This window comes from Cupriavidus sp. C3SS-1 (assembly GCF_057073755.1).
In genome coordinates this window covers 1,658,145-1,678,412 of the sequence record NZ_CP172700.1, presented here as the reverse complement: position 1 = coordinate 1,678,412, position 20,268 = coordinate 1,658,145, and the positions used below count along the sequence as shown (strand labels likewise).

General features: G+C 67.6%; 19 protein-coding genes and 1 pseudogene. 10 read left to right on the top strand and 10 right to left on the bottom strand.

Features of this window, described 5'->3' with window-relative positions:
- The first annotated feature begins 233 nt into the window (after positions 1 to 233).
- Positions 234 to 1,214: a Bug family tripartite tricarboxylate transporter substrate binding protein gene (locus tag ACIGJC_RS23810; protein ID WP_483714371.1), complete on the top strand. Its 981-nt coding sequence runs from the start codon at positions 234 to 236 to the stop codon at positions 1,212 to 1,214.
- Positions 1,215 to 1,257: 43 nt separating this feature from the next.
- Here ACIGJC_RS23810 and ACIGJC_RS23805 read toward each other — a convergent pair whose 3' ends face one another.
- From ACIGJC_RS23805 to ACIGJC_RS23785, 5 genes and pseudogenes are all read right to left on the bottom strand, one after another.
- Positions 1,258 to 1,911 carry a DUF2894 domain-containing protein gene (locus tag ACIGJC_RS23805; RefSeq protein WP_483711863.1) on the bottom strand — a complete coding sequence of 218 codons (654 nt, stop codon included), beginning with the start codon at positions 1,909 to 1,911 and terminating at the stop codon, positions 1,258 to 1,260.
- Positions 1,904 to 2,554 carry an OmpA family protein gene (locus ACIGJC_RS23800; RefSeq protein ID WP_483711862.1) on the bottom strand — a complete coding sequence of 217 codons (651 nt, stop codon included), beginning with the start codon at positions 2,552 to 2,554 and terminating at the stop codon, positions 1,904 to 1,906. The genes ACIGJC_RS23805 and ACIGJC_RS23800 overlap by 8 nt, the downstream gene beginning before the upstream one ends.
- The gene (locus tag ACIGJC_RS23795; RefSeq protein ID WP_483711861.1) at positions 2,551 to 5,688 is read right to left on the bottom strand and encodes a DUF802 domain-containing protein; all 3,138 of its coding nucleotides are present in this window, start codon (positions 5,686 to 5,688) and stop codon (positions 2,551 to 2,553) included. Before ACIGJC_RS23795 ends, ACIGJC_RS23800 begins: the two co-directional genes overlap by 4 nt.
- 10 nt (positions 5,689 to 5,698) lie before the next feature.
- Positions 5,699 to 6,430 carry a DUF3348 domain-containing protein gene (locus ACIGJC_RS23790; RefSeq protein ID WP_483711860.1) on the bottom strand — a complete coding sequence of 244 codons (732 nt, stop codon included), beginning with the start codon at positions 6,428 to 6,430 and terminating at the stop codon, positions 5,699 to 5,701.
- Between the two features lie 179 nt (positions 6,431 to 6,609).
- A pseudogene (locus ACIGJC_RS23785) lies at positions 6,610 to 8,402 on the bottom strand (cytochrome c biogenesis protein DipZ).
- A gap of 206 nt (positions 8,403 to 8,608) precedes the next feature.
- Between ACIGJC_RS23785 and ACIGJC_RS23780 the strand changes: the two are divergent.
- The 4 genes from ACIGJC_RS23780 to ACIGJC_RS23765 all read left to right on the top strand — a co-directional run bounded on the left by ACIGJC_RS23780 (position 8,609) and on the right by ACIGJC_RS23765 (position 11,658).
- Complete coding sequence (locus ACIGJC_RS23780) at positions 8,609 to 9,352, top strand: response regulator (RefSeq protein ID WP_483711859.1); 744 nt, start codon at positions 8,609 to 8,611, stop codon at positions 9,350 to 9,352.
- A 35-nt stretch (positions 9,353 to 9,387) separates the two neighbouring features.
- Complete coding sequence (locus ACIGJC_RS23775) at positions 9,388 to 10,656, top strand: ATP-binding protein (protein ID WP_483714370.1); 1,269 nt, start codon at positions 9,388 to 9,390, stop codon at positions 10,654 to 10,656.
- 216 nt (positions 10,657 to 10,872) lie between these two features.
- Positions 10,873 to 11,472, top strand: coding sequence for a thioredoxin family protein (locus tag ACIGJC_RS23770; RefSeq protein WP_483711858.1), 600 nt, complete (start codon positions 10,873 to 10,875; stop codon positions 11,470 to 11,472).
- Between the two features lie 51 nt (positions 11,473 to 11,523).
- Entirely contained in the window at positions 11,524 to 11,658 is a 135-nt protein-coding gene (locus ACIGJC_RS23765) for a hypothetical protein (RefSeq protein ID WP_483711857.1), read from the top strand.
- Positions 11,659 to 11,735: 77 nt separating this feature from the next.
- On the opposite strand, the gene ACIGJC_RS23760 is transcribed toward ACIGJC_RS23765, so the two are convergent.
- Positions 11,736 to 12,029, bottom strand: a complete 294-nt coding sequence (locus ACIGJC_RS23760; protein WP_483711856.1) for a GYD domain-containing protein — start codon at positions 12,027 to 12,029, stop codon at positions 11,736 to 11,738.
- A gap of 248 nt (positions 12,030 to 12,277) precedes the next feature.
- A complete protein-coding gene (locus tag ACIGJC_RS23755; protein ID WP_483711855.1) occupies positions 12,278 to 12,790 on the bottom strand; it encodes a MarR family winged helix-turn-helix transcriptional regulator in 513 nt (170 codons plus the stop codon).
- Between the two features lie 136 nt (positions 12,791 to 12,926).
- Between ACIGJC_RS23755 and badH the strand changes: the two genes are divergently transcribed.
- From badH to aliA, 4 genes are read left to right on the top strand one after another with little or no spacing between them, the layout of a single operon-like run.
- Positions 12,927 to 13,694 (top strand): 2-hydroxycyclohexanecarboxyl-CoA dehydrogenase, encoded by a 768-nt coding sequence (gene badH / locus ACIGJC_RS23750; protein WP_483711854.1) that lies wholly within the window; start codon positions 12,927 to 12,929, stop codon positions 13,692 to 13,694.
- A gap of 42 nt (positions 13,695 to 13,736) precedes the next feature.
- On the top strand, positions 13,737 to 14,519 hold the full coding sequence (badI, locus tag ACIGJC_RS23745; RefSeq protein WP_483711853.1) for a 2-ketocyclohexanecarboxyl-CoA hydrolase: 783 nt from the start codon (positions 13,737 to 13,739) through the stop codon (positions 14,517 to 14,519).
- A 29-nt stretch (positions 14,520 to 14,548) separates the two neighbouring features.
- On the top strand, positions 14,549 to 15,700 hold the full coding sequence (gene aliB / locus ACIGJC_RS23740) for a cyclohexanecarboxyl-CoA dehydrogenase (protein ID WP_483711852.1): 1,152 nt from the start codon (positions 14,549 to 14,551) through the stop codon (positions 15,698 to 15,700).
- 48 nt (positions 15,701 to 15,748) lie between these two features.
- Positions 15,749 to 17,398, top strand: coding sequence for a cyclohexanecarboxylate-CoA ligase (gene aliA / locus ACIGJC_RS23735; RefSeq protein WP_483711851.1), 1,650 nt, complete (start codon positions 15,749 to 15,751; stop codon positions 17,396 to 17,398).
- 73 nt (positions 17,399 to 17,471) lie between these two features.
- On the opposite strand, the gene ACIGJC_RS23730 is transcribed toward aliA, so the two are convergent.
- The 3 genes from ACIGJC_RS23730 to ACIGJC_RS23720 all read right to left on the bottom strand — a co-directional run bounded on the left by ACIGJC_RS23730 (position 17,472) and on the right by ACIGJC_RS23720 (position 19,532).
- Positions 17,472 to 17,774, bottom strand: coding sequence for a DUF2917 domain-containing protein (locus ACIGJC_RS23730; protein WP_483711850.1), 303 nt, complete (start codon positions 17,772 to 17,774; stop codon positions 17,472 to 17,474).
- 36 nt (positions 17,775 to 17,810) lie between these two features.
- A complete protein-coding gene (locus ACIGJC_RS23725; RefSeq protein ID WP_483714369.1) occupies positions 17,811 to 18,734 on the bottom strand; it encodes an alpha/beta fold hydrolase in 924 nt (307 codons plus the stop codon).
- A 189-nt stretch (positions 18,735 to 18,923) separates the two neighbouring features.
- Positions 18,924 to 19,532: a TetR/AcrR family transcriptional regulator gene (locus tag ACIGJC_RS23720; RefSeq protein ID WP_483711849.1), complete on the bottom strand. Its 609-nt coding sequence runs from the start codon at positions 19,530 to 19,532 to the stop codon at positions 18,924 to 18,926.
- A gap of 297 nt (positions 19,533 to 19,829) precedes the next feature.
- Between ACIGJC_RS23720 and ACIGJC_RS23715 the strand changes: the two genes are divergently transcribed.
- Positions 19,830 to 20,204: a helix-turn-helix domain-containing protein gene (locus tag ACIGJC_RS23715; RefSeq protein WP_211946536.1), complete on the top strand. Its 375-nt coding sequence runs from the start codon at positions 19,830 to 19,832 to the stop codon at positions 20,202 to 20,204.
- Positions 20,205 to 20,268 lie beyond the last annotated feature (64 nt).

The following is a 20,268-nucleotide window of genomic DNA, read 5'->3' as shown; positions in this document are numbered from 1 at the left end:
GCGATTTTAATCTATCGTATTAAACGGTCGGGGACAGCTTAGGCGGCGGGCGCTGATGCGGGCATTGGGGTTTCCACCATCCCGCTCGGCGCAATCGCTCTGCTACATTTTCCGTCAGTGATTAATGCGTCGTATTAAAATGGGCGGCCCGGCACTGCCGGCGCTGCCCTGCCAGTGGAGACAGCATGACGATTCACAGCGCAGTCAGCGCCGTCCGGCGCCGTACCTTGTCGATGTCCATGCGCACGCTGGGGGCGGCGGCCCTGGCGCTGACGCTGCTGCCGTGCGCGGGGCAGGCCATCGAAGCTGCCTATCCAGCCAAGCCGATCCGCATGGTGGTGCCGTATCCGCCCGGCGGGTTGACCGATACGCTCGCGCGCACGGTGGCCGACGGCTTGTCGCGCCGGCTGGGCCAGCCCGTGGTGGTCGAGAACCGCGCCGGGGCAGGCGGCGGCATCGGTACCGATTACGTCGCCAAGTCGGCACCGGACGGCTACACCTTGCTGATGACGATTCCGGGGCCCATCACGGCCAATATCGTGCTCTACAAGCGGCTGCCCTATGACCCGCGCACCGACTTGCGGCCGATTTCCGACGTGGCCGTCGCGCGCACGGTGATGGCTGTGAACGCATCGGTGCCAGTGAAGACGGTGGCCGAACTGATTGCCTATGCGAAGGCGCACCCGGGCAAGCTGGTGATGGGTTCCTGGGGGCCGGGCACTCAACCGCATACGATTCAGGCGTATCTCGGCAAGACTTACGGGATCGACATGCTGCATGTGCCGTACCGGGGCGAGGGACCCATGATCACGGACCTGCTCGGCGGCCAGGTGAACCTGACGGTGGGCTCGGTCACTTCGCTGAGGCAGCACATTGCCGATGGCCGGCTGCGGGCGCTGGCGGTAGTAGGCGCCAGCCGTGCGCGCGCGCTGCCGGACGTGCCGACTTTTGCCGAGGCCGGCTACAAGGACAGTGCATTCGCGCTGGTCGGCCCCGTGACGCTGATGGCGCCTGCGAAAACACCCGATGCGCTGATCGAGCGACTGGGCCGCGAGGTCAGCGCGCTGGTCAGGAGCGCCACGGTGAGCAAGAAGATCGACGAGATGGGGGCGGAGCCGCTGGGCAACTTGCCTGGGGAAGCGGTGAGCGCCTACAAGGCATATTTGCCGGTGGTTCTGAAGCTGACGGCGGACACGGGAGTGTCGCTGGAGTGATTCGCGTGCCGGCACACCGCATGCGCCGGCGATTGCCAGCCGCTTATTTGCGCGCCCTGGCGCGCACGGCTTTCTTCACCACGCCGGCACGGGGCGCTTCCTTGACGGCCGCGGCGCCGCCGCCATGCATCTGTTCCAGCCACGTCAGCGCATCGACATAGGACAGGAACTGCTCGAAGTATGCGGGCGACATCTCGCGCATCAGCGTCAGCGAGCGATGCACGAGATGGCTGGAATTGAGCGGACCCGCATGCTCGGGCACCCGCTCCAGCGATTGCTGCAACTGCTGGCTCGCGCTGACGCGCGTCCAGGTATCCCGGAAGTAATCGATCAGCTTCGGCTCGGCTCGCAATGCGTCGCGCGGAGCGCTGCGCGGCGCTGCGCCAGGAGCTGGGGCAGCATCGGGCAGCGGGGCCTGGCTCGCGATGTAGTCGACTACCTCCGCCAGCGCGCCGCGCGTGGGCAGGCGTGGTCGAGGCGCATCGCCGGTGTCCCGGGATGCCTCGCTTTCCACGGCCGCACCGTATGCGCTGACCAGTTCGGACAGCCGGCCTTCGAGCAGGCGGCGCGCATCGCCACTGTGGCCAGCCGCGCGCCGTGCCATCGCTTCGATCAGGCGAAACCGGACCGGGTCGACGCGGTCGGCGCCGCGTTCGCGCCAGGCGGCCAGCGTGTCGAGCACGGCGTCGTTAGCCATGCGGCTTCCCCGTGCCCATGGACACGCGCGGAACGGGGGCGATTTCCACCCGCCGGTTGCGGGCGCGGCCGGCTTCATCGGCGTTCGACGTTACCGGCTGCTCGGCGCCGAACGCGGCCGAGAACACTGAGGCGGCCGGGATGCCCGCATCGATCAGCGCGCGCGTCACCGTCAAGGCGCGCTGGGCGGACAGCTCCCAGTTGTCGGCAAACCGGCGGTTGCGTTCGCGCACCTGCTGGTCGTCGGTGAAGCCGCTCACCATCAGGATCTCGTCGCGCGAGCGCAGGTAGGCCGACAGCGGCCCGGCCAGGCTCTTCAGCACGTCACGGCCCTGCGGCTGGAGCTGGTCGGAGTTGAGTGCGAACAGCACGCTGCCATTGATGCCGATGCGGCCGTTCACCAGCGTCACGCGCCCAGCGGCGAGTGGGGCCGCCAGCGCCTTTTCCAGGCTTTCGCGGCGCTGCATTTCTTCCTGGCGCTGCTTCGCTTCCTTCTCCAGCCTGGACGTGAGCTCCATCTGGGCGCCGATGACGCCCAGCAGGATCAGCACGAATGCGCCCAGCACCACCGACATCAGGTCGCCAAAGACGGCCCAGGTCGGTACGGACGGCTCGACGCCTGCGTCGATGTCGTCGTCTCTCATGCCGCCTCTGCGTTGGATGCCTGCTGTCCGGCAAGCTGCTGCAGGTCGTCAAGCACCTGCTTCTGCGAGCGCATGCTGAGGTCGACGACCTCGCGCGCCTGCGCCACGTAGTAGGCCAGCTGCTCGTCGCTGCGCGCCATGGATTTGTCGAGCGCGGTCTCGATGCGCTCCAGATGCGCCATCAGCTTGTCGTTGGACTCGCTGAACATCTGCACGGCCACGCCCAGCGCCTCGCCAAGGCTGGCCACTTCGACGGCGCTGCCCGTGACCTGCGCAGCCACGGTGGCGAGCTTGCCGGTTTCCGATTCGACCTGGTCGTGGAAGCGCGTGCCGACACGGTCGAGCAGGTCGGCCGTGGTGGCAACGAGGCTGTCCACGGCCTCGCGCTGCTCGGTGGAAGCATGGTTGACCGCATCGAGCAGCGTGCCCAGCGTTTCGAGCAGGCGGCCGCGCTCTTCGAGCATCGTGTTGTCGCGGGCCATGCTGTCGGTAAGCTTCTGGCGCAATTCGGCGATGACCTCGGCCGCCGCCTTGGGCGCTTCGGTGGCGGCCTGCACCAGGCGGGAGACCTCGGCGATGGCGTGGCTGGCCTGTGCCTGCGTCTGGGCCGCGATGTCGCGCGTGGTCCGGGCCAGCGTATTGCAGAGTTCCTGCTGGCGGTTGGTCGTGTGCGTCGTGGTCTGCTCCCATTCCTGTCGCAGCGACGCGGCCATGCTGCCGAGCGTCTCGGTCCAGGCGGTCATGCGCTGCTCGTCGCGCGCGGCCATTTCGGCCTGCAAGGCGACGGCGGCCTTCGGGGCCTGCTCGGCGGCCTGCACGAGGCGGTCGATTTCGGCGATGGTGGTGCTGGCGTGCGTGCGCGCTTCGGCCGAAATATCGCGTGCCGTCTGGGCCAGTGCGTCGGTGATGGCCTGCTGGCGGTCAGCGGATTGCGCGCTCCCCTGTTCGATCTGGGCGCGCAGCGTTGCGGCCATGCCGGCTAGTGCCTCGGTCCATGCGGCCAGGCGCTGCTGATCGCGCGAAGCCAGTTCTTCCTGGAGCGCGACCGCGGCCTTCGGGGCCAACTCGGCGGCCTGCACCAGGCGGTCGATTTCGGCGATGGTGCTGCTCGCGTGCGTGCGCGCCTCGGCGGACATAGCGCGAGCGGTTTGCGCCAGCGTTTCGGTGATCTGTTCCTGATGGCTGGCGGCGTTCGCGCTGGCCTGCTCCATCTGCGCGCGCAGCGTCGCGGCCATGCCAGCCAGTGCCTCGGTCCATGCGGCCAGGCGCTGCTGGTCGCGAGACGCCAGTTCTTCCTGCAGCGCGACGGCAGCCTTCGGGGCCAACTCGGCGGCCTGCACGAGGCGGTCGATCTCTGCGATGGTGCTGCTGGCGTGCGTGCGCGCCTCGGCGGACATAGCGCGCGCGGTCTGCGCCAGCGTTTCGGTGATCTGCTGCTGGTGGCCGGCGGCATTCGCGCTGGCCTGTTCCATCTGCGTGCGCAGCGTCGCGGCCATGCCGGCCAGTGCCTCGGTCCATGCGGCCAGGCGCTGCTGGTCGCGAGCGGCCAGTTCTTCCTGCAGGGCAACGGCAGCCTTGGGGGCCTGCTCGGCCGCTTGCACCAGGCGCTCGATCTCGGCGACGGTGCTGCTGGCATGCGCGCGAACTTCCGCCGACATGTCGCGCGTGGTCTGCGCCAGGGCGTCGGCGATTTCCTGGTGGCGGCTTGCGGTGTGCGCGCTCGCCTGTTCCATCTCGCTGCGCAGGGTGTTGGCGATGGCGCCAAGCGTTTGCGCCCAGACCTGCAGCCGCTGTGCATCCTGTGCCGACAGTTCCTGCTTCAGTTCGGCATGCGAGCCGGCCAGCGCCCGCACCATCGAGGCCGCGTGCTGCTCGAACGCTGCCGCCGCACTGGCGATGGCTTGCTGGCTGTCGCCGGCGATTTTCTCGCTGACGCGCGCTTGCTGCGCCAGCGCAGCATTCCAGGTTCCGGCGGCGCTGGCCGCCGTGGCGTCCAGGCGGGCGGCCACGCTTTCCAGCAGGGCCGCCGAGCGTTCATCGAAAGTCTGCGTGAAGCCTTCGAGCGTGGCGCGCAGGTCGCCGGCCTGTGCTTCGCTGGTGCGCTGATGACCGGCCAGCGCCTGCTTCCACAAATCCGCGACGGTCGCCGTGCTGTCCTCGAAGCGGCTCGACAGGCCATCGAGCTGTTGCTTCACGGCGTCCGAGACCGTGGTGTGCAGGGCCGCCGTTTCGCGTGCGATGCCCGCCATGGTGAATTCGACGGCAGGCTGGATGGCCGCGCTGGCGGTGCGTGCGCTGTCGGCGATGCTCTGCGTCAGCGATTGCCGCACGGCATCGGCCAGCCGGCCGTACGCGGCGTCGGTGCGGTCATGGAACGCGGCCTGGCTGGTGGCGAGCCGTTCGGACATGGCCTGGTGCTGCTGTTCCATGGTGGTCATCATGCCCTGCAGCCGGTCGACCAGCGTGGGCATCACGTCCGCCTGCCGCTGCAGCAGGCGGAACGCTTCTTCGCGCTGGTGGTTGCGCGAAAACGGGCGCAGCGTGGTGGCGATGCGGGCGTCGAGCGCCTGCGCGGCCTCGATGCGCTCGCGCCGGCACAGCGTGGAAAGCAGGCCCAGCATGGCCGAGGTGGCGACACCGGCCACCGACGTGCCGAACGCAAAGCCCAGGCCTTTGACCGGGGCGGCCAGCGATGCGCGGATGGCATCGAGGTCCGCAGCGCCTTCCAGCGCGATGCCGGTGCCCCGAAGCGTCGCGACCATGCCAAGGAACGTGCCGAACATGCCCAGCAGGACCAGCAGGCCGACCAGGTACGGCGTCAGGGCCGGGCCGGGCAGGGCGGCGCGCTCGCCTTCGACGCGCAGGCGCACGGCATTGCGCAGGCCCGGAGGCAGCAAGTCGACCCATGCGCCAAGGCTGGCGGGGGCTTCGGACAGTCCCGCAACGGCTTGGGCCAGCGTGCCCGTGGCCTGGTGGTAGCGCTTGAGTTCGAACGCACCGGCCAGGTAGAAGCCGCCGATCAGCAGCGTGACGGCCAGCGCCAGCGCGTTGGTGCCCGCGTAGCCGGCGCCAATCCAGCCCACGACGGCCAGGCCTGCCAGGAAAACGACGATTTGGATAAGGGTTCTGGTCATAGTGGTTGGGTTAGCTGTCACGCAGCGCCGCCAGCAAGGCTTCGACGGGTTGGTAACGGATGTCCAGCTCGGCGCGCAGCACGCTCTGCATATCGTTCTGGAAGACGGCGAGCCAGGCACCGGGCGTCACGGGCGCCGGGACGCCCGTCGGCCGCGCCCCGGCCAGCGCGGCTTCCTCGGCCTTGCGCAGGCGCGTGAAGTGCGCTTCGAGCATGCCCGGAATGGTTCCCAGCAGCGCCTGTTCGCGCGCCCCCAGCACGCGTTCCATGACGCCATCTACCATCGCCAGCCGTGCCATGCCGGAGGACCGGGACGCCAGCACCGTGCGCAGGCGAGCGCGCAGGCTGGCGATTTCCGTCTCCATGGTCTGCTGCGAAGTGACGTATCGCTGGCGGAACGCTGCATAGTCGATGACGGTGCCTGCCGGCTCTGGCAGCGCCTGGCGCGGGCGTCCGCGTGGCCGGCTGCCGGCCGCCTTGTCATCGGCAATGGCCGTGGCCAGCGCGGTGCGCACGCGGGCGCACTCGGCTTCCTCGGCCCCGGCCGCGTGCGTTCCGGCCGAGGCCGGCGGATTGCCGTTCAGCGCCGCGGACAGGGCGATCGCCTCCGTCCAGCCGAGCCATTGGCTGAGCTGGGCCGAAAGCGACTGGCCGGATTCGGGGGCGTCATTGCCTGTCAGGCGAACCAGCAGGCGGATCAGCGTCGGACCGCTGAAGCCTGCGCGCCGGGGTGCTTGGAGCATATCGCCAGAGCGAAAAATCCAGCATTTTACTCGGACGCGGGTGCGATTTCGCCGCATTTGTGGCCAGACCGGACTGGCTGGCCCCAAAGCGGCGATTTGATGGGGCGGTTCACGCAGGCTTTGCCTTTGCCCGCCGCCCGAAAACGAGCGCGAAACCGCCGCGAAATGCGCAGGGGAGGCTAGCCGAACGTGAATGCGTAAGCCTGTGCGCCGGGGTCCAGGAAGCGGATTTCGAACGTATGCTCGCCCACCTCGCCGGCCTGCCGCACCAGTTGGTAGAGCCGTGTCTGCGTGACGGCGCCGTTGCCGCCTGCATCGGTATCGGCGCCATGGCTCGCGCCAGGCGGCTTGCCGTCGATCGTCACCACGAAGCGGACCGCCCGGCCATTCGCCGCTGGCCCCAGCACCAGGTGCAGGTCGCGCGCGTGGAAGCGGTAGCGGATGGCGCCATCGGCCCGGTCCAGCGTGGCCTGCTCGGGGCCGATGGTCCATTGGCCGGACAGGCCCCACTCGTTCAGGAGCAGCTTGCCCACGGTATACTGCCGAGATGCGTCTTGCCGCATCGCGCCCGGCGAGGCGAAATTCACCGCCTGGCTGTAGCCGATATAGGTTTCGTCGGAGCGGACATTGCGCAGGTCCGGCGCCGCCTGTGCGCCGCCCGCTTCGGGCTTGACGACATCGCCAGTCATGGCGCGGTGACCGGCTTCGGCCAGCAGGGTCTGGACGACCCGTTCCGATGTTGCGTAGTCGCCCTCGCCAAACTGGTGGTGGCGGATATTGCCGCGCGCGTCGACAAAGTAGGCGGCCGGCCAGTAATTGTTATGGAACGCGCGCCAGATGCGGTAATCGCTGTCCACGGCCACGGGAAAGGGAAGTCCGCCACCGCGCGACGCACGTTGTCCGGCGACTGCTCGAACGCGAACTCGGGCGTATGCACGCCGACCACCGTCAGGCCCTGGTCCTTGTACTTGTCAGCCCATGCGCGCAGGTAGGGCAGCGTGCGGATGCAGTTGATGCAGGAATAAGTCCAGAAGTAGACCAGCGTGACCTTGCCCTGCAGTTGTTCGCGCGACAACGGCGGCGAATTGAGCCATTGCGTAGCGCCGTCGAGCGGCGGCAACCGGCCTTCCACGCGCAGGCCGCCCGGGAAGCCCACGCCGGTGTCATGGGCGGCCAGCAGCATGTCGGTGCGGCGGCCCGGACCTGCGGTGTCGTTGGTGTCGTTGGCGGCCTGCGGCGCGGGCCGGTCTTTGTGCAAGGCGTCGACCAGCGCCTGTTCGAGCCGCACCGGGCCGCTTGCGGGCAACTGTGCAAGCAGGCCGGTATCGGTGCCGAGTCCGATCGCCAGCACGCCGCCGAGCACGCCGGCACCCAACCCGCGGCGCAGCCACTGGCTCGCGCCCAGGGATCGCTTCATGAGCGCGAAGACGCGTCCGCCGAGGCCCAGCGCCGCCGCCAGCGAGGTCGCCGCGCCAGCGGCATAGGCCGCGAGCGGCAGGGACGTCGAGACACTGGCGCCATGCAGCGCGGCCCCGGTCAACACCAGGCCGAGGATCGGCCCGGCGCAAGGCGCCCACAGCAGCCCGGTGGCGATGCCGAGCAGCAGCGATCCCCAGGGCGAGTCGGAGGCCGGCCCGGATGCGCTGCCGCCCGCCAGCCGGTTGCCGAGCGCCACGACGGGGCGCGCGAGCATCTCCGCCACGCGGGGCAACAGCAGCGACAGCCCGAAGACGGCCAGCAGCGCCAGCGCGCCGATGCGGCCATAGGCATTGGCGCGCACGGCCCACGCGCCACCGGCCGACGCCAGCGAGGCCACCGCGGCAAAGGTCAGCGCCATGCCCGCCAGCAACGGCAGCCGGCTGCGCACGAATGGCTGCCCGGCCCGGCTGAGGACAAAGGGCAGGACGGGCAGGATGCAGGGGCTCAGGATGGTGAGGACTCCACCCAGGTAGGCAAGGATCAGCAAGGTCATGACGGGTGCCCTTTCGCTCGGGATTGGCTTGGCCCCTATCAGACCGGGCCGGAGTCGCCGCCATGTGTCGCCATGGCGCGGTTTTGTACCGCTTTGTGCGGCCGCAGCCGCCAGATACATGGCGATACACGCAAGACGGGCCACCCTCATACAATGCTGGCAAAGCAGGCTGCCCGATCCCTTCCACTTTTGCCGAGGCCACAACGATGGACGCACACGTCGACCACATCCTGATCGTCGATGACGACCGCGAGATCCGCGAACTGGTCTCCGCCTATCTGACCAAGAACGGCCTGCGCACGACGGTCGCGCCGGATGGGCGGCATATGCGGGCGTTCCTGGAGGCCAACACCGTCGACCTGATCGTCCTGGACGTGATGATGCCCGGCGACGACGGGCTGGTGCTGTGCCGCGAGCTGCGGGCCGGCAAGCACAAGGCGACGCCGATCCTGATGCTGACCGCGCGCGACGACGAAACCGACCGTATCGTCGGCCTCGAGATGGGCGCCGACGACTACCTGGCCAAGCCGTTCGCGGCGCGCGAGCTGCTCGCGCGCATCAAGGCGGTGCTGCGCCGCACGCGCATGCTGCCGCCCAACCTGCAGATCACCGAGGCCGCGGAAATCCTCGCGTTCGGCGACTGGCAGCTCGATACCACCGCGCGCCACCTGATCGACCAGGAGGGCACCATTGTCGCGCTGAGCGGGGCCGAATACCGGCTGCTGCGCGTATTTGTCGACCATCCCCAGCGCGTGCTGAACCGCGACCAGCTGCTGAACCTGACGCAGGGCCGCGAGGCCGAGATGTTCGAGCGCTCGATCGACCTGCTGGTCAGCCGCCTGCGGCAGCGACTCCATGACGATGCGCGCGAACCCAGGCACATCAAGACGGTGCGCAACGAGGGCTATGTGTTCGCCGTGCCCGTCGAGATCCGGGAGGCACGCCAGTGACGTTGCCCGCACGCCACTGGGCGTGGCCCCGCACGATGGGGGCGCGGCTGTTCCTGATCCTGTTCGCCGGGCTGCTGATCGCCCACGGCCTGTCGTTCGCCGTGCTGTTTTCGGAACGCTATATCTCGGCGCGCCAGGTGATGCTGGGCACGCTGGAAACCGACGTCTCCACGTCCATTGCCATTCTGGACCGGCTGCCGGCCAACGAGCGGCCGCAGTGGCTGCCTCGCCTGAACCGGGGCAACTATCAGTACATCCTTGGGCCGGGCCAGCCCGGCATCCCCGAGATGTCCCAGCGGGGACAGGACATTGCCGACCGCATTATGGAGGCCAGCGGCGGCCGCTTTTCGGTCAAGGTGGAATCCATTCCGGGCGACGGCAAGCAGTTGCAGGCGCACCTGACGCTCAGCGACGGCAGCCCGCTGACCATCGACGTGCATCCGCGCATGACACCGATCGCGCAATGGCTGCCCTATGTGCTGGTGGTCCAGCTGTTGCTGCTGGTGCTGTGCTGCTGGTTCGCGGTGCGGCTGTCGATCCGCCCGCTGGTGCAGTTGGCCGATGCCGCCGATGCGCTCGAACCGAACGCGAAGACGGCGCCGCTCGACGAGAGCGGCCCGACCGAGCTGGCGCGCGCGGCGCGCGCGTTCAATGCCATGCGCGAGCGCATCGCAACGTTTGTGGAAGAACGCGTGCAGATCCTTGCCGCGATCTCCCATGACTTGCAGACGCCCATCACGCGCATGAAGCTGCGTGCCGAGATGGCCGAGGAATCCGAGGAGAAGCGCAAGATGGTGAGCGACCTGGCGGAGATCCAGACGCTGGTGCGCGAAGGGCTTGCCTATGCGCGCTCGGCGCACGGCGGCGGCGAGAAGACTTCGCGCATCGACCTCGGGTCGTTTGTCGAGAGCCTGGTCTATGACTACCAGGACACCGGCAAGGCGGTCACGGTGCAGCAAAGCATCGGCTGTGCCATCGAAACGCGCCCACAGGCGCTGCGCCGCATCCTGACCAACCTGATCGACAATGCGATCAAGTTTGGCGGGGCGGCGGAACTGAATGTGCGCCGCGACCAGGATGCCGTGGTCATCGAAGTGCTGGATCGCGGTGCCGGCATTCCGGAAGACAAGCTGGACGCGGTCTTGCAGCCGTTTGTCCGGCTGGAGAATTCACGCAGCCGCGAGACCGGCGGCACCGGGCTGGGCCTGGCCATTGCGCAGCAGCTCGCGGTGGCGATAGGCGGGTCGCTGCGGCTGCGCAATCGCGAAGGCGGCGGGCTGGCGGCGGAAGTCAGGCTGGGCTGAACAGGCGTCGGGAGACGCGCAAGGCCGCGCCGGGGCCTTTGTATGCGGCTGTATCACAGCCGCCCGGCGATACGTGGGCACACGCACCGGGCCGCTACGCAACAAGCGCGCGATACATCGGTCGACTTCAATGGAGGTGTGCCAGCGCGATGGACGCGCCGGCCACATTGCCCCAACGACCAGAGAGCGCGACCGGCGTCGCGTCCCAGCTCAATCATGCGCACCTTCCTTCGCGCCGCCATGGCAGCGGCCCTCCTCATTGCCATCTATGTCTTCGGCACCGGGTTCAGTGCCTCCGCCGGCCCGGCCGTCGCGGACCCGGGCAAGGCGCCCGAGTTCACGGACATCGACCACTGGCTGAATTCGCCACCGTTGTCGATGCGAGAGCTGCGCGGCAAGGTCGTGCTGGTCGACTTCTGGACCTACTCGTGCATCAACTGCATCCACACGCTGCCTTACGTGAAGCAGTGGCATGAGAAGTACAAGGACCAGGGGCTGGTCGTGGTCGGCGTGCACACGCCGGAGTTCGCCTTCGAGAAATCGACGGCCAATGTGCAGGAGGCCATCAAGCGCTTCGGCATCCGCTATCCGGTCGCGCAGGACAACGCGTATGCCACATGGTCGGCATTCCACAACCAGTATTGGCCCGCCACCTACCTTATCGATGCGCAGGGCCGCATCGTTTACCACCACTATGGCGAAGGCAACTATGCCGAAACCGAGGCGGTGATCCAGAAGCTGCTGGCGCAGCGCGCGTCACCGCCCGAGGATGCAAAGTCGAAATCGGTCGTTGGGCCGGGGGCCGATCGTTCATAGACTTCAGGCAGGGCCGGCGGATTCACCGTGCGGCCGTTGCAAGGAGTGTGCGTGGCGGATGTGCTCGACTGGATTACCGTGATCGGCGCGGCCGTTGTCGTGTATGCGGCCCTGCGCTACCCGATTTATCCGCCCGGCTTCTACGACGACGAGCCTTCCCGGTCGAGGGCGCGGCAGTCCCAATGAGGCCGCAAGCAGAAAGCGCCTGACACACGCCCGTGCCGGCGCTTTCCGCTGTATCACTGCATCAAGGCGTCAACCCGTCAACGCACCTTGCCGAGAATGCCCTGCATTTCGTCGGCATTGAACGCGCGCAGCGTTTGCGTGCGCACATTGCCCTGCGCGCCGATGGACATGCCGAAGGCGGTGATCGCCGCGTCATCCGATGCTTCCAGTACCAGCGCGATGTCATAGGCGCCGAGCGTCCAGTAGATGTCCTTTACCTGCACGCCGAATTGCGCCCCCATTTCGCGCACCGCGGCGGCGCGTTTTGTGGTTTCCTTCACGGTACGGATGCCCTGGTCGGTGAAGGTTGCCAGCACGAGATATCGGTTCATGGTGTGTCTCCGGCTAGATGGAACGGCGCCGCCGGCGCAACTGGCGTTGACGGTGGCTAGGGGCTTTGGAGGCAGGAGGCAGAGCGATGAAGCCATCGCGCCTTGCGGGATAAGGCCCCCTCGCACCTGAGCAATCCCGGCATCACGCAAGTTGCAAGCCACTCGCCGTACCAGGCGGCTTTCCGGTATTCAGGGCTGGCGCGCAGCACGGTTTGCGGCTCGCGCCGTTGCACACGCGATACGGCGGGTCAGTCGCTTTCCGCATCTGCCGCACCGGTGTCGAGTCCCTGCATGTTGTCCAGCAGCTTGAGCAGGTAATGCAGCGTGTGCGTCAGGTCGTTCGTGGAAAAGCCCTCTAGCGCGCGCTCGTAGTAGTCGCGGATCTTCGGCTGCGCCTGGTGCAGCCACACCTCGCGTCCCGTTTCGCTCATCCGCACCAGCCTGGACCGCCGGTCGCGCCCGTCGGGCGCCAGGCTCACGTGGCCGTCCCGCTCCATGCGGCTGACCAGCCCGGACAGGTTCTGGCGGCTAACCATCAGGTAGCGCGCCAGGTCGCCCACGCTCATGCCGTTGGCGGCCTCCGGCCGCGACAGCGCACCCAGGACCGCCCACTGCTGCGTGGTCAGCCCCTCCGCTTCCACGGCGCGCGAACCGGTCTTATGCAACATGTTTGCGCATTGATAGAGGCGGAAGAACAGCCGATTGGCCAGTTCCATCCGCGCGTCTGGGGCGATTGCGTCGCCAAATTCCGGGTTAACCATGATGCCATCCAATGATCGAGAGCCTTGCGCACTGACGCGACACCACCTAGTATATGTCAATATATTGACCTAATTCAGTGACGATGCGTGACGCGCTGGCGGCACGATATCACTGGAGACCTCGTGGGAGAAAGCTGTGCAAGGACTCAAGGGCAAGACGGTCATCGTGACCGGGGGTGGCGGCGGTATCGGCGGCGCAACGTGTTTGCGCTTTGCGCGGGAAGGCGCGGCAGTGGGCGTGCTGGATCTCAGCGTGGAGGCGGCACGGAAGGTGGCGGCGCGCATCGCTGAGGCCGGCGGGCGCGCGCTGGCAATATCTTGCGACATCACCGACCGGGCCAGCGTGGATGCGGCGGTGGCAGCGGTGCAGCAAGAGTTCGGTCCCGTCGACGTGCTGGTCAACAACGCGGGTTGGGATGTGTTCAAGCCCTTTACGCGAACCGAACCGGCGCAATGGGAGCGCCTGATCGCCATCAACCTGACCGGCGCGCTGCATATGCATCACGCGGTGCTGCCCGGCATGGTGGAACGCAAGCAGGGACGCATCATCAACATCGCCTCGGACGCGGCGCGCGTCGGGTCATCCGGCGAAGCCGTCTATGCCGCGTGCAAGGGCGGGCTGGTGTCGTTCTCCAAGACTATCGCTCGCGAGCATGCGCGCCACGGCATCACGGTCAACGTGGTGTGCCCGGGGCCGACGCAGACCGCGCTGTTCGAAGACTACAAGCAGGGCGCCGGCAACCCCGAGAAGCTGGTGGAAGCGTTCACGCGCTCGATTCCGCTGGGCCGCATCGGCCAACCCGACGACCTGCCCGGCGCGATTGCCTTCTTTGCCAGCGACGACGCGGCATTCATCACCGGACAGGTACTCAGCGTGTCCGGCGGCCTGACCATGAACGGCTGATTGCCGGCTCTGCACAAGGTATCCGACAGGAGACAGAACATCATGCAATACGAAGACATCCTCTATGAAGTCCGCAACGGCGCGGCCTGGATCATCATCAATCGCCCCGAGAAGATGAACGCGTTCCGCGGCCGCACTTGCGACGAGCTGATCCACGCGATCAACCGCGCCGGCTACGACCGCGAGATCGGCGCGATCGTGCTCGCGGGAGCCGGAGACAAGGCCTTCTGCACCGGCGGCGACCAGTCCGCGCATGAAGGCCAGTATGACGGCCGCGGCACCATCGGCCTGCCGATGGAAGAACTGCATAACGCCATCCGCGACGTGCCCAAGCCCGTCATCGCGCGCGTGCAGGGCTATGCCGTGGGCGGCGGCAACGTGCTGTGCACGATCTGCGATTTCACCATTGCCTCCGAAAAGGCCGTGTTCGGGCAGGTCGGGCCGAAGGTCGGCTCGGTCGACCCGGGCTATGGCACGGCCTTCCTGGCTCGCGTCGTCGGCGAAAAGAAGGCGCGAGAAATCTGGTACCTGTGCCGCCGCTATCCGGCCGCCGAGGCGCTGGCGATGGGGCTGATCAACGCCGTGGTGCCGCACGGGCAGCTCGATGCCGAGGTGCAGAAGTGGTGCGACGAGATCATGGAGAAGAGCCCGACCGCCATCGCCATCGCCAAGCGCTCTTTCAACATGGACACGGCCCACCAGAGCGGTATCGCCGGCATGGGCATGTATGCGCTGAAGCTCTATTACGACACCGAGGAATCGCGCGAGGGCGTCAGGGCCTTCCAGGAAAAGCGCAAGCCCGAGTTCCGCAAGTACGCGAAGTAATTCACCGGCAGGCAGACCGAGCAGACATCATGAATCCCTACCTCAATGAAGACCTGCAGGCGCTGGCGGAGCATGCGCGCCGGTTCGCGGATGAGCGCATCGCGCCTGGTTTCCTGGAGCGCGACAAGACGCGAGTACTTGACCGCACGCTGATGCGGCAGATGGGCGAGATGGGCTTTATCGGCCCGGAACTGCCGGAGGATTGCGGCGGGCAGGGCATGGGTTGCCTGGCCGCCGGGGTGATCCACGAGGCCGTCGCGCGCGCTGACCTGAGCATGTCGTACGTCAACCTGCTGGCCTCGCTCAACGGGCAAATCCTCGCGCAGCATGCGTTGCCCGAGGTGGGGAAGCCCTGGCTGCGGCGGCTCACGCGCGGCGAGGCCCTGCTGGCGATCGCGCTGACCGAGCCCCGCGGCGGGTCGGACGCGGCGAGCCTGCGCCTGCGCATGGAGCGCGTGGGCGACAGCTTTGTGCTCAATGGCGAGAAGACGTCGATTTCCGCGGCGGACCAGGCCGATGCGGCCGTGGTCTTTGCGCGTACCGGCAGTGTCGAGGATGGCGCGCGCGGCATCTCGGCCGTGCTGGTGCCAATGGACCTGCCGGGGGTCACGCGCAGCCGCTTCGATTGCCATGGCCAGCGTGCGATCGGGCGCGGCTCGATCTTCTTCGAGAACGTACGCGTGCCGGCGGTTCACTTGCTGGGCAGCGAAGGCCAGGGCTTTGTCCAGGTGATGCAGGGCTTCGATTTCTCGCGCGCGCTGATCGGCCTGCAGGTGCTTGCGGTAGCGCAGGCGGCGCTCGACGAGACCTGGGAGTACGTGGCGGAGCGCCAGGCCTTTGGCAAGCCGCTGTCGGCATTCCAGGGCGTATCGCATCCGCTCGCGGATTTCGAGACGCAGGTCACGGCCGCGCGCCTGCTGTGCCTGCAGACGCTGTGGCTCAAGGACCAGGGGCTGCCGCACACGGCCGAAGCGGCCATGTGCAAGTGGTGGGCGCCGCGGCTGGCCTACGACGTGGTGCACCAGTGCTTGCTGTCGTTCGGGCATGGCGGCTATGACCGCGGCGTGATGGAGCAGCGCCTGCGCGATGTGCTGGGCTTCCAGATTGGCGACGGCACGGCCCAGATCATGAAGACCATCATCGCGCGCGGCCGAGCCGGGCGCGCCGCGGTGCCGGCCTGAAGCAGCGGGCAGGCCGGGCTATCCAGACAAGAACACAGGAGACAAGCCATGGATTTCGACGCGGTACTGATTGCGCCGCGCCGCGCGGCGAGCGTGGCGGCGGGGCTGTGGCACGACCGCACCATCAATGACTATTTCGATGCCAGCGTGGCGCGGTCGCCGGACGCGGCCGCGTTGACGTCGCTGCAGGTGGAAAGTGGGGCGATCAGGCGCTTCACGTGGCGGCAACTCGATGCGGTGGTCGCGCGTATCGCCGTGGGGCTGAGCCGGCTCGGGATCGCACGCAACGATGTGGTGTCTTGCCAGTTGCCCAATGGCTGGGAAGTCACGGCGCTGTACCTGGCTTGCGCGCGCATCGGCGCGGTGCTCAACCCGCTGATGCCGATCTTCCGCGAGCGCGAGCTGGCGTTCATGCTGGCGCACGCGGGCAGCCAGGTCGTGGTCGTGCCACGGCGGTTCCGCGGCTTTGACCATGCGGCGATGCTGGACGGGTTGCGCGGATCGTTGCCGGACTTGCGCCATGTGGTGGTGGCAGGGAGTGATGGCGCCGACGGGTTTGAGGCCATGCTGTGCGGGCCCGATCGAGAGGAAGATCCCGACGCGCGCGCCATCCTGACGCGCCATCGTCCGGGCCCGGACGACGTCACGCAGCTGATCTATACGTCCGGCACCACGGGGGAGCCCAAGGGCGTGATGCATACGGCCAACACGCTGCTGTCGAATATCCTTCCGTATGCGGAGCGGCTGCACCTGGGTGCCGGCGACGTGGTGCTGATGGCTTCGCCGATGGCACACCAGACCGGCTTCATGTACGGCCTGATGATGCCGGTGGTGCTCGGCGCGCAGGCGGTGCTGCAGGACATCTGGGATCCGGTGCAAGCGGCGCGGCTGATCCGCGAAGCGGGTGTCACCTTCACCATGGGATCGACACCCTTCCTGACCGATCTGGCCCGCACGGTGGCGGAAGGCGAACCCGTGCCGAGCCTGCGTACTTTCCTGTGCGCGGGGGCGCCGATTCCCGGTGCGCTGGTGGAGCGCGCCCGCGCGGCGCTGGGCGCCAGCATCGTCTCGGCCTGGGGCATGACCGAGAACGGCGCGGTGACGACCACGCTGCCCGATGATGAGGAAACGCGCGCGTCGACGACCGATGGCGTGCCGTTGCCCGGCGTCGAGGTGAAGGTGGTGGACGGGCTCGACGCTTCCTTGCCTGCTGGCGAAATCGGGCGGCTGCTGGTGCGGGCTTGCTCGAATTTCGGCGGCTACCTCAAGCGGTCCCGGTTGAACGCCACGGATGCCGAGGGCTGGTTCGACACCGGCGACCTGGCGCGCATCGATGCGCAAGGCTATGTGCGCATCGCGGGGCGCAGCAAGGACGTGATCATCCGCGGCGGCGAGAACATTCCGGTGGTGGAGATCGAAACGCTGCTGTATCGGCATCCCGCCGTGTCACAGGTCGCCATCGTCGCGTATCCGGACGAGCGGCTGGGTGAGCGTGCCTGTGCCGTGGTCGTGCCCAGGGAAGGGCAGGGTTTCGACAAGCAGGCGATGGTGGATTTCCTGAAGGCGCAGAAGGTGGCGCTGCAGTACATCCCGGAGCGATTGCTGGTGTGCGACGCGTTGCCGGCGACGCCTTCGGGCAAGGTCCAGAAGTTCAAGCTACGCGAAATGCTTCAGGCGCCGACGATCGCAGGTCAATAAAGCAATTAACCGACAAGAGGTCCGCCCATCTGCACGAGCGGGGCGACGCAATGCGTCGTCCCGCCAACGGGCGCTAGCGACCAGCGGGGAAGGGTTGGGTCAGCCCTAGCAGGCGCCTGAAGCGGCTGCGCCAGGTGCTTCCCGTCGTGGCGCCTGATCGGCAGCGCGTCACGCGCAAGGTGGCCGGGGTGACGGCGTATAGCTCCACGCGGCTGGCTTCGGGCAGCGTAAAGCTCTCGCTGGCGGCCAGCGAGGTGTCTTTCGGATCGCCGTCGCGGATGAGCCACAGCTCGCCTTCGGTGCAGCGCACCGCGACGCTTTCGCCCGGATCCGCTACTACGCGCAGCGACGCGCGGGCGGGCAGGGTGGCTGTCATGTCGTTGCTGACCAGGAACATGGCGGTTCTCCCGTTTCACTGCAAAGCCAGGTCTGGCAGCACCAGCCGTGGTACAGGTTGCTCGGCCACCGGTCGGATGAAGCTGGCGATGCGGGCGATGACACTGGCGTCCTGCAGGATGCGCCGGTGCCCCAGGCCCTCCGTCGTCACCAGTTGCGATTGCGGCCACGCGCCGGCAATGGCGGCGCCGTCCTCCCAGCGCACTTCGCGGTCGTGCCGGTCATGGACGATCAAGGTCGGCGGCACGGGCCGGGTCCGGCCCACCTCCGGCACGTTGAAGGCGGACCACGGCATGCCCAGCCATTGCTCGCTGGCGCGCTGCATGCGCGCGAGCACGCGTGGACCGATGCCGAGCCGCCAGGCCAGGGTCGCGCAGGCAGCCTGCATATCGGCCGGGGGCCCCAGCATGACGGCGGCGCGCACGGGCAGGCCTTCGCGAATCGCCAGCGCGGCGGCGGCACTGCCGAGCGAATGCGAAACCACCGCATGCACCGGGCCCGCGTGCCACGCTGCCGCCAGCAGCGAGCGCGACATCTCCAGCACGGAAGTCTGTGTGCTGCCGCGCACGCCGGCATCCGAGGCGCCATGCGACAGCGCATCGAATGCCACCACGCGCATGCCGGCTGCCAGCAGCCCATCGACAACGGCATGCCACTGGCCTGCATGGCCGCCCCAGCCGTGAGCCAGAAGCACGACAGGGCCCTTGTTGCCCCAGCGGTAGATGCGCACGCGCCGGCTCGGCCCGTGGCCAACGACCAACGCCCAGTCGGCACGCGCGCGCTCGACTACGCGCAGCGCGGCGCCGTTCGGGATCGCATGCCGGGGGCCAAACCACAGCCTTTCCAGCGCTCGCGCGGTGCCGACCGGGTCGAGCAGGCTGCCGGCCTGCCAGCGCAGTCGCGTCAGGGCGTCCTTCGCCCATTGGCCCGGAGCCGTGATCTTCTCGGCGGAGCCTGACGTCGATGATGAAAGTCCCTGCCTCACAACACACCTCCAGCGGATTGGGCGCGCGGATCGGTCCCGATCAGGCGGTTCGTGCCTGGTGGCGTCTGCGCTGTTATAAAGAACGACCAGTCGTGCTTTTTTTGGGGAAATCGCGTGCCGTCGTTCGGGATCCTTCGTGGGTAGTCAGTTCGCCGTCGGCGTCCGCGGACGGGCGCGTTCAAGCAGGCCGGCAAATGCGCGGCGCGCCATGGCTTCGGCGTCGGCGCGGCCCAGCAGCTTGGACGATTGCTGGAACGACATGCCGATGCCCACCATGTCGAAGGCGAACTGGCGTGCGTCGACCTCCGGCGCCAGCTGGCCTTCCTCGATGCCGTCCGTCACCACGCGGGCGATGGTGCTGTGCCAGTCCTTCAGCGACTGCACCACCTGGTCGCGGATCGCGCCCGGCTTGTCGCGGTATTCCTGGCCAAGCGCCATGAACAGGCAGCGCCCCTGGGTCACCGTGCCGCCCAGCCATTCCAGGTAGCCCTCGAAGAGCGCCTCCAGCCGCGGTACGCCGCGCGGCTGGCGCATGGCGGGTCGCGCGACCATCGCGGCGAAACGTTCCGTGGCCAGCTCCAGCACGGCCTGCTGCAGCGCTTCCTTCGACTTGAAGTGCGCGTAGAGCCCGCTCTTGGACATATTCGTGTCCGCCGCCAGGCTCGCCAGCGACAATTGTTCGAATCCGACCCGGGCAGCGGTGTCGAGCGCCTGCGCGATGATGGCGTTGCGCGTAAGTTGGCCTTTTTGCATGAAATGCAGAATAGCACGACCGGTCGGTTTGTCAATCAAGTCATTCCTGCTTTAGCGGGAGTCACTCACTTTGTGGTCCTCTCGCGTCAACGCAATCGGTACATCGTCGTTAGTCTCAGGGCGGTGCGACGATGCAGTGCAGTATTCGACCCATTGACAGCGAGCGTTTGTGCCGGAAAACCTCGTTGCAAGAAATCTGCACAAAGTGTTTGGGCAGTTACATACGGAATGCTTTGCGTGCTCTATACTCGAATGCACGTCCGCGCACTTTTTTTTCACTGGTGACTGGAGACCGACATGAACAGTACAGCCGTGCCAAGAGGCGCTAGCGAACCGTTCCGGCAACTGCGGGCGTTGCGTCGAGCGCGCAAGCTGAAGCAGGAAGACGTTGCCCGCAAGGCGGGGATTTCGCGAGAAGCTTACCTGCGTGCAGAGTCTGGCCAGGCCGATCCGCGCATGTCGACCTTCCTGGCGGCATGCGAAGCCCTCGGGCTCGAAGTCGTCCTGGCGCCGCAGCATCTTGCTGCCGACGTAAACGCATTCATCGCCAGCCGCAATGGCGGCGTCACGGCAGCCTCGATGGCCGGCCAGCCGGCCGCCGCGAGCGCACCGGCGACCGCGGCCAGCCCGGCTACCGGTGGCTTCGGCTCCGGTACAGGCGAGGGGCACTAGCCGGCCTCCTGATGACCCTGCCCGACCGGCCACGTTCCAGACGTGGCCGGCGGAAGCAGGGAAC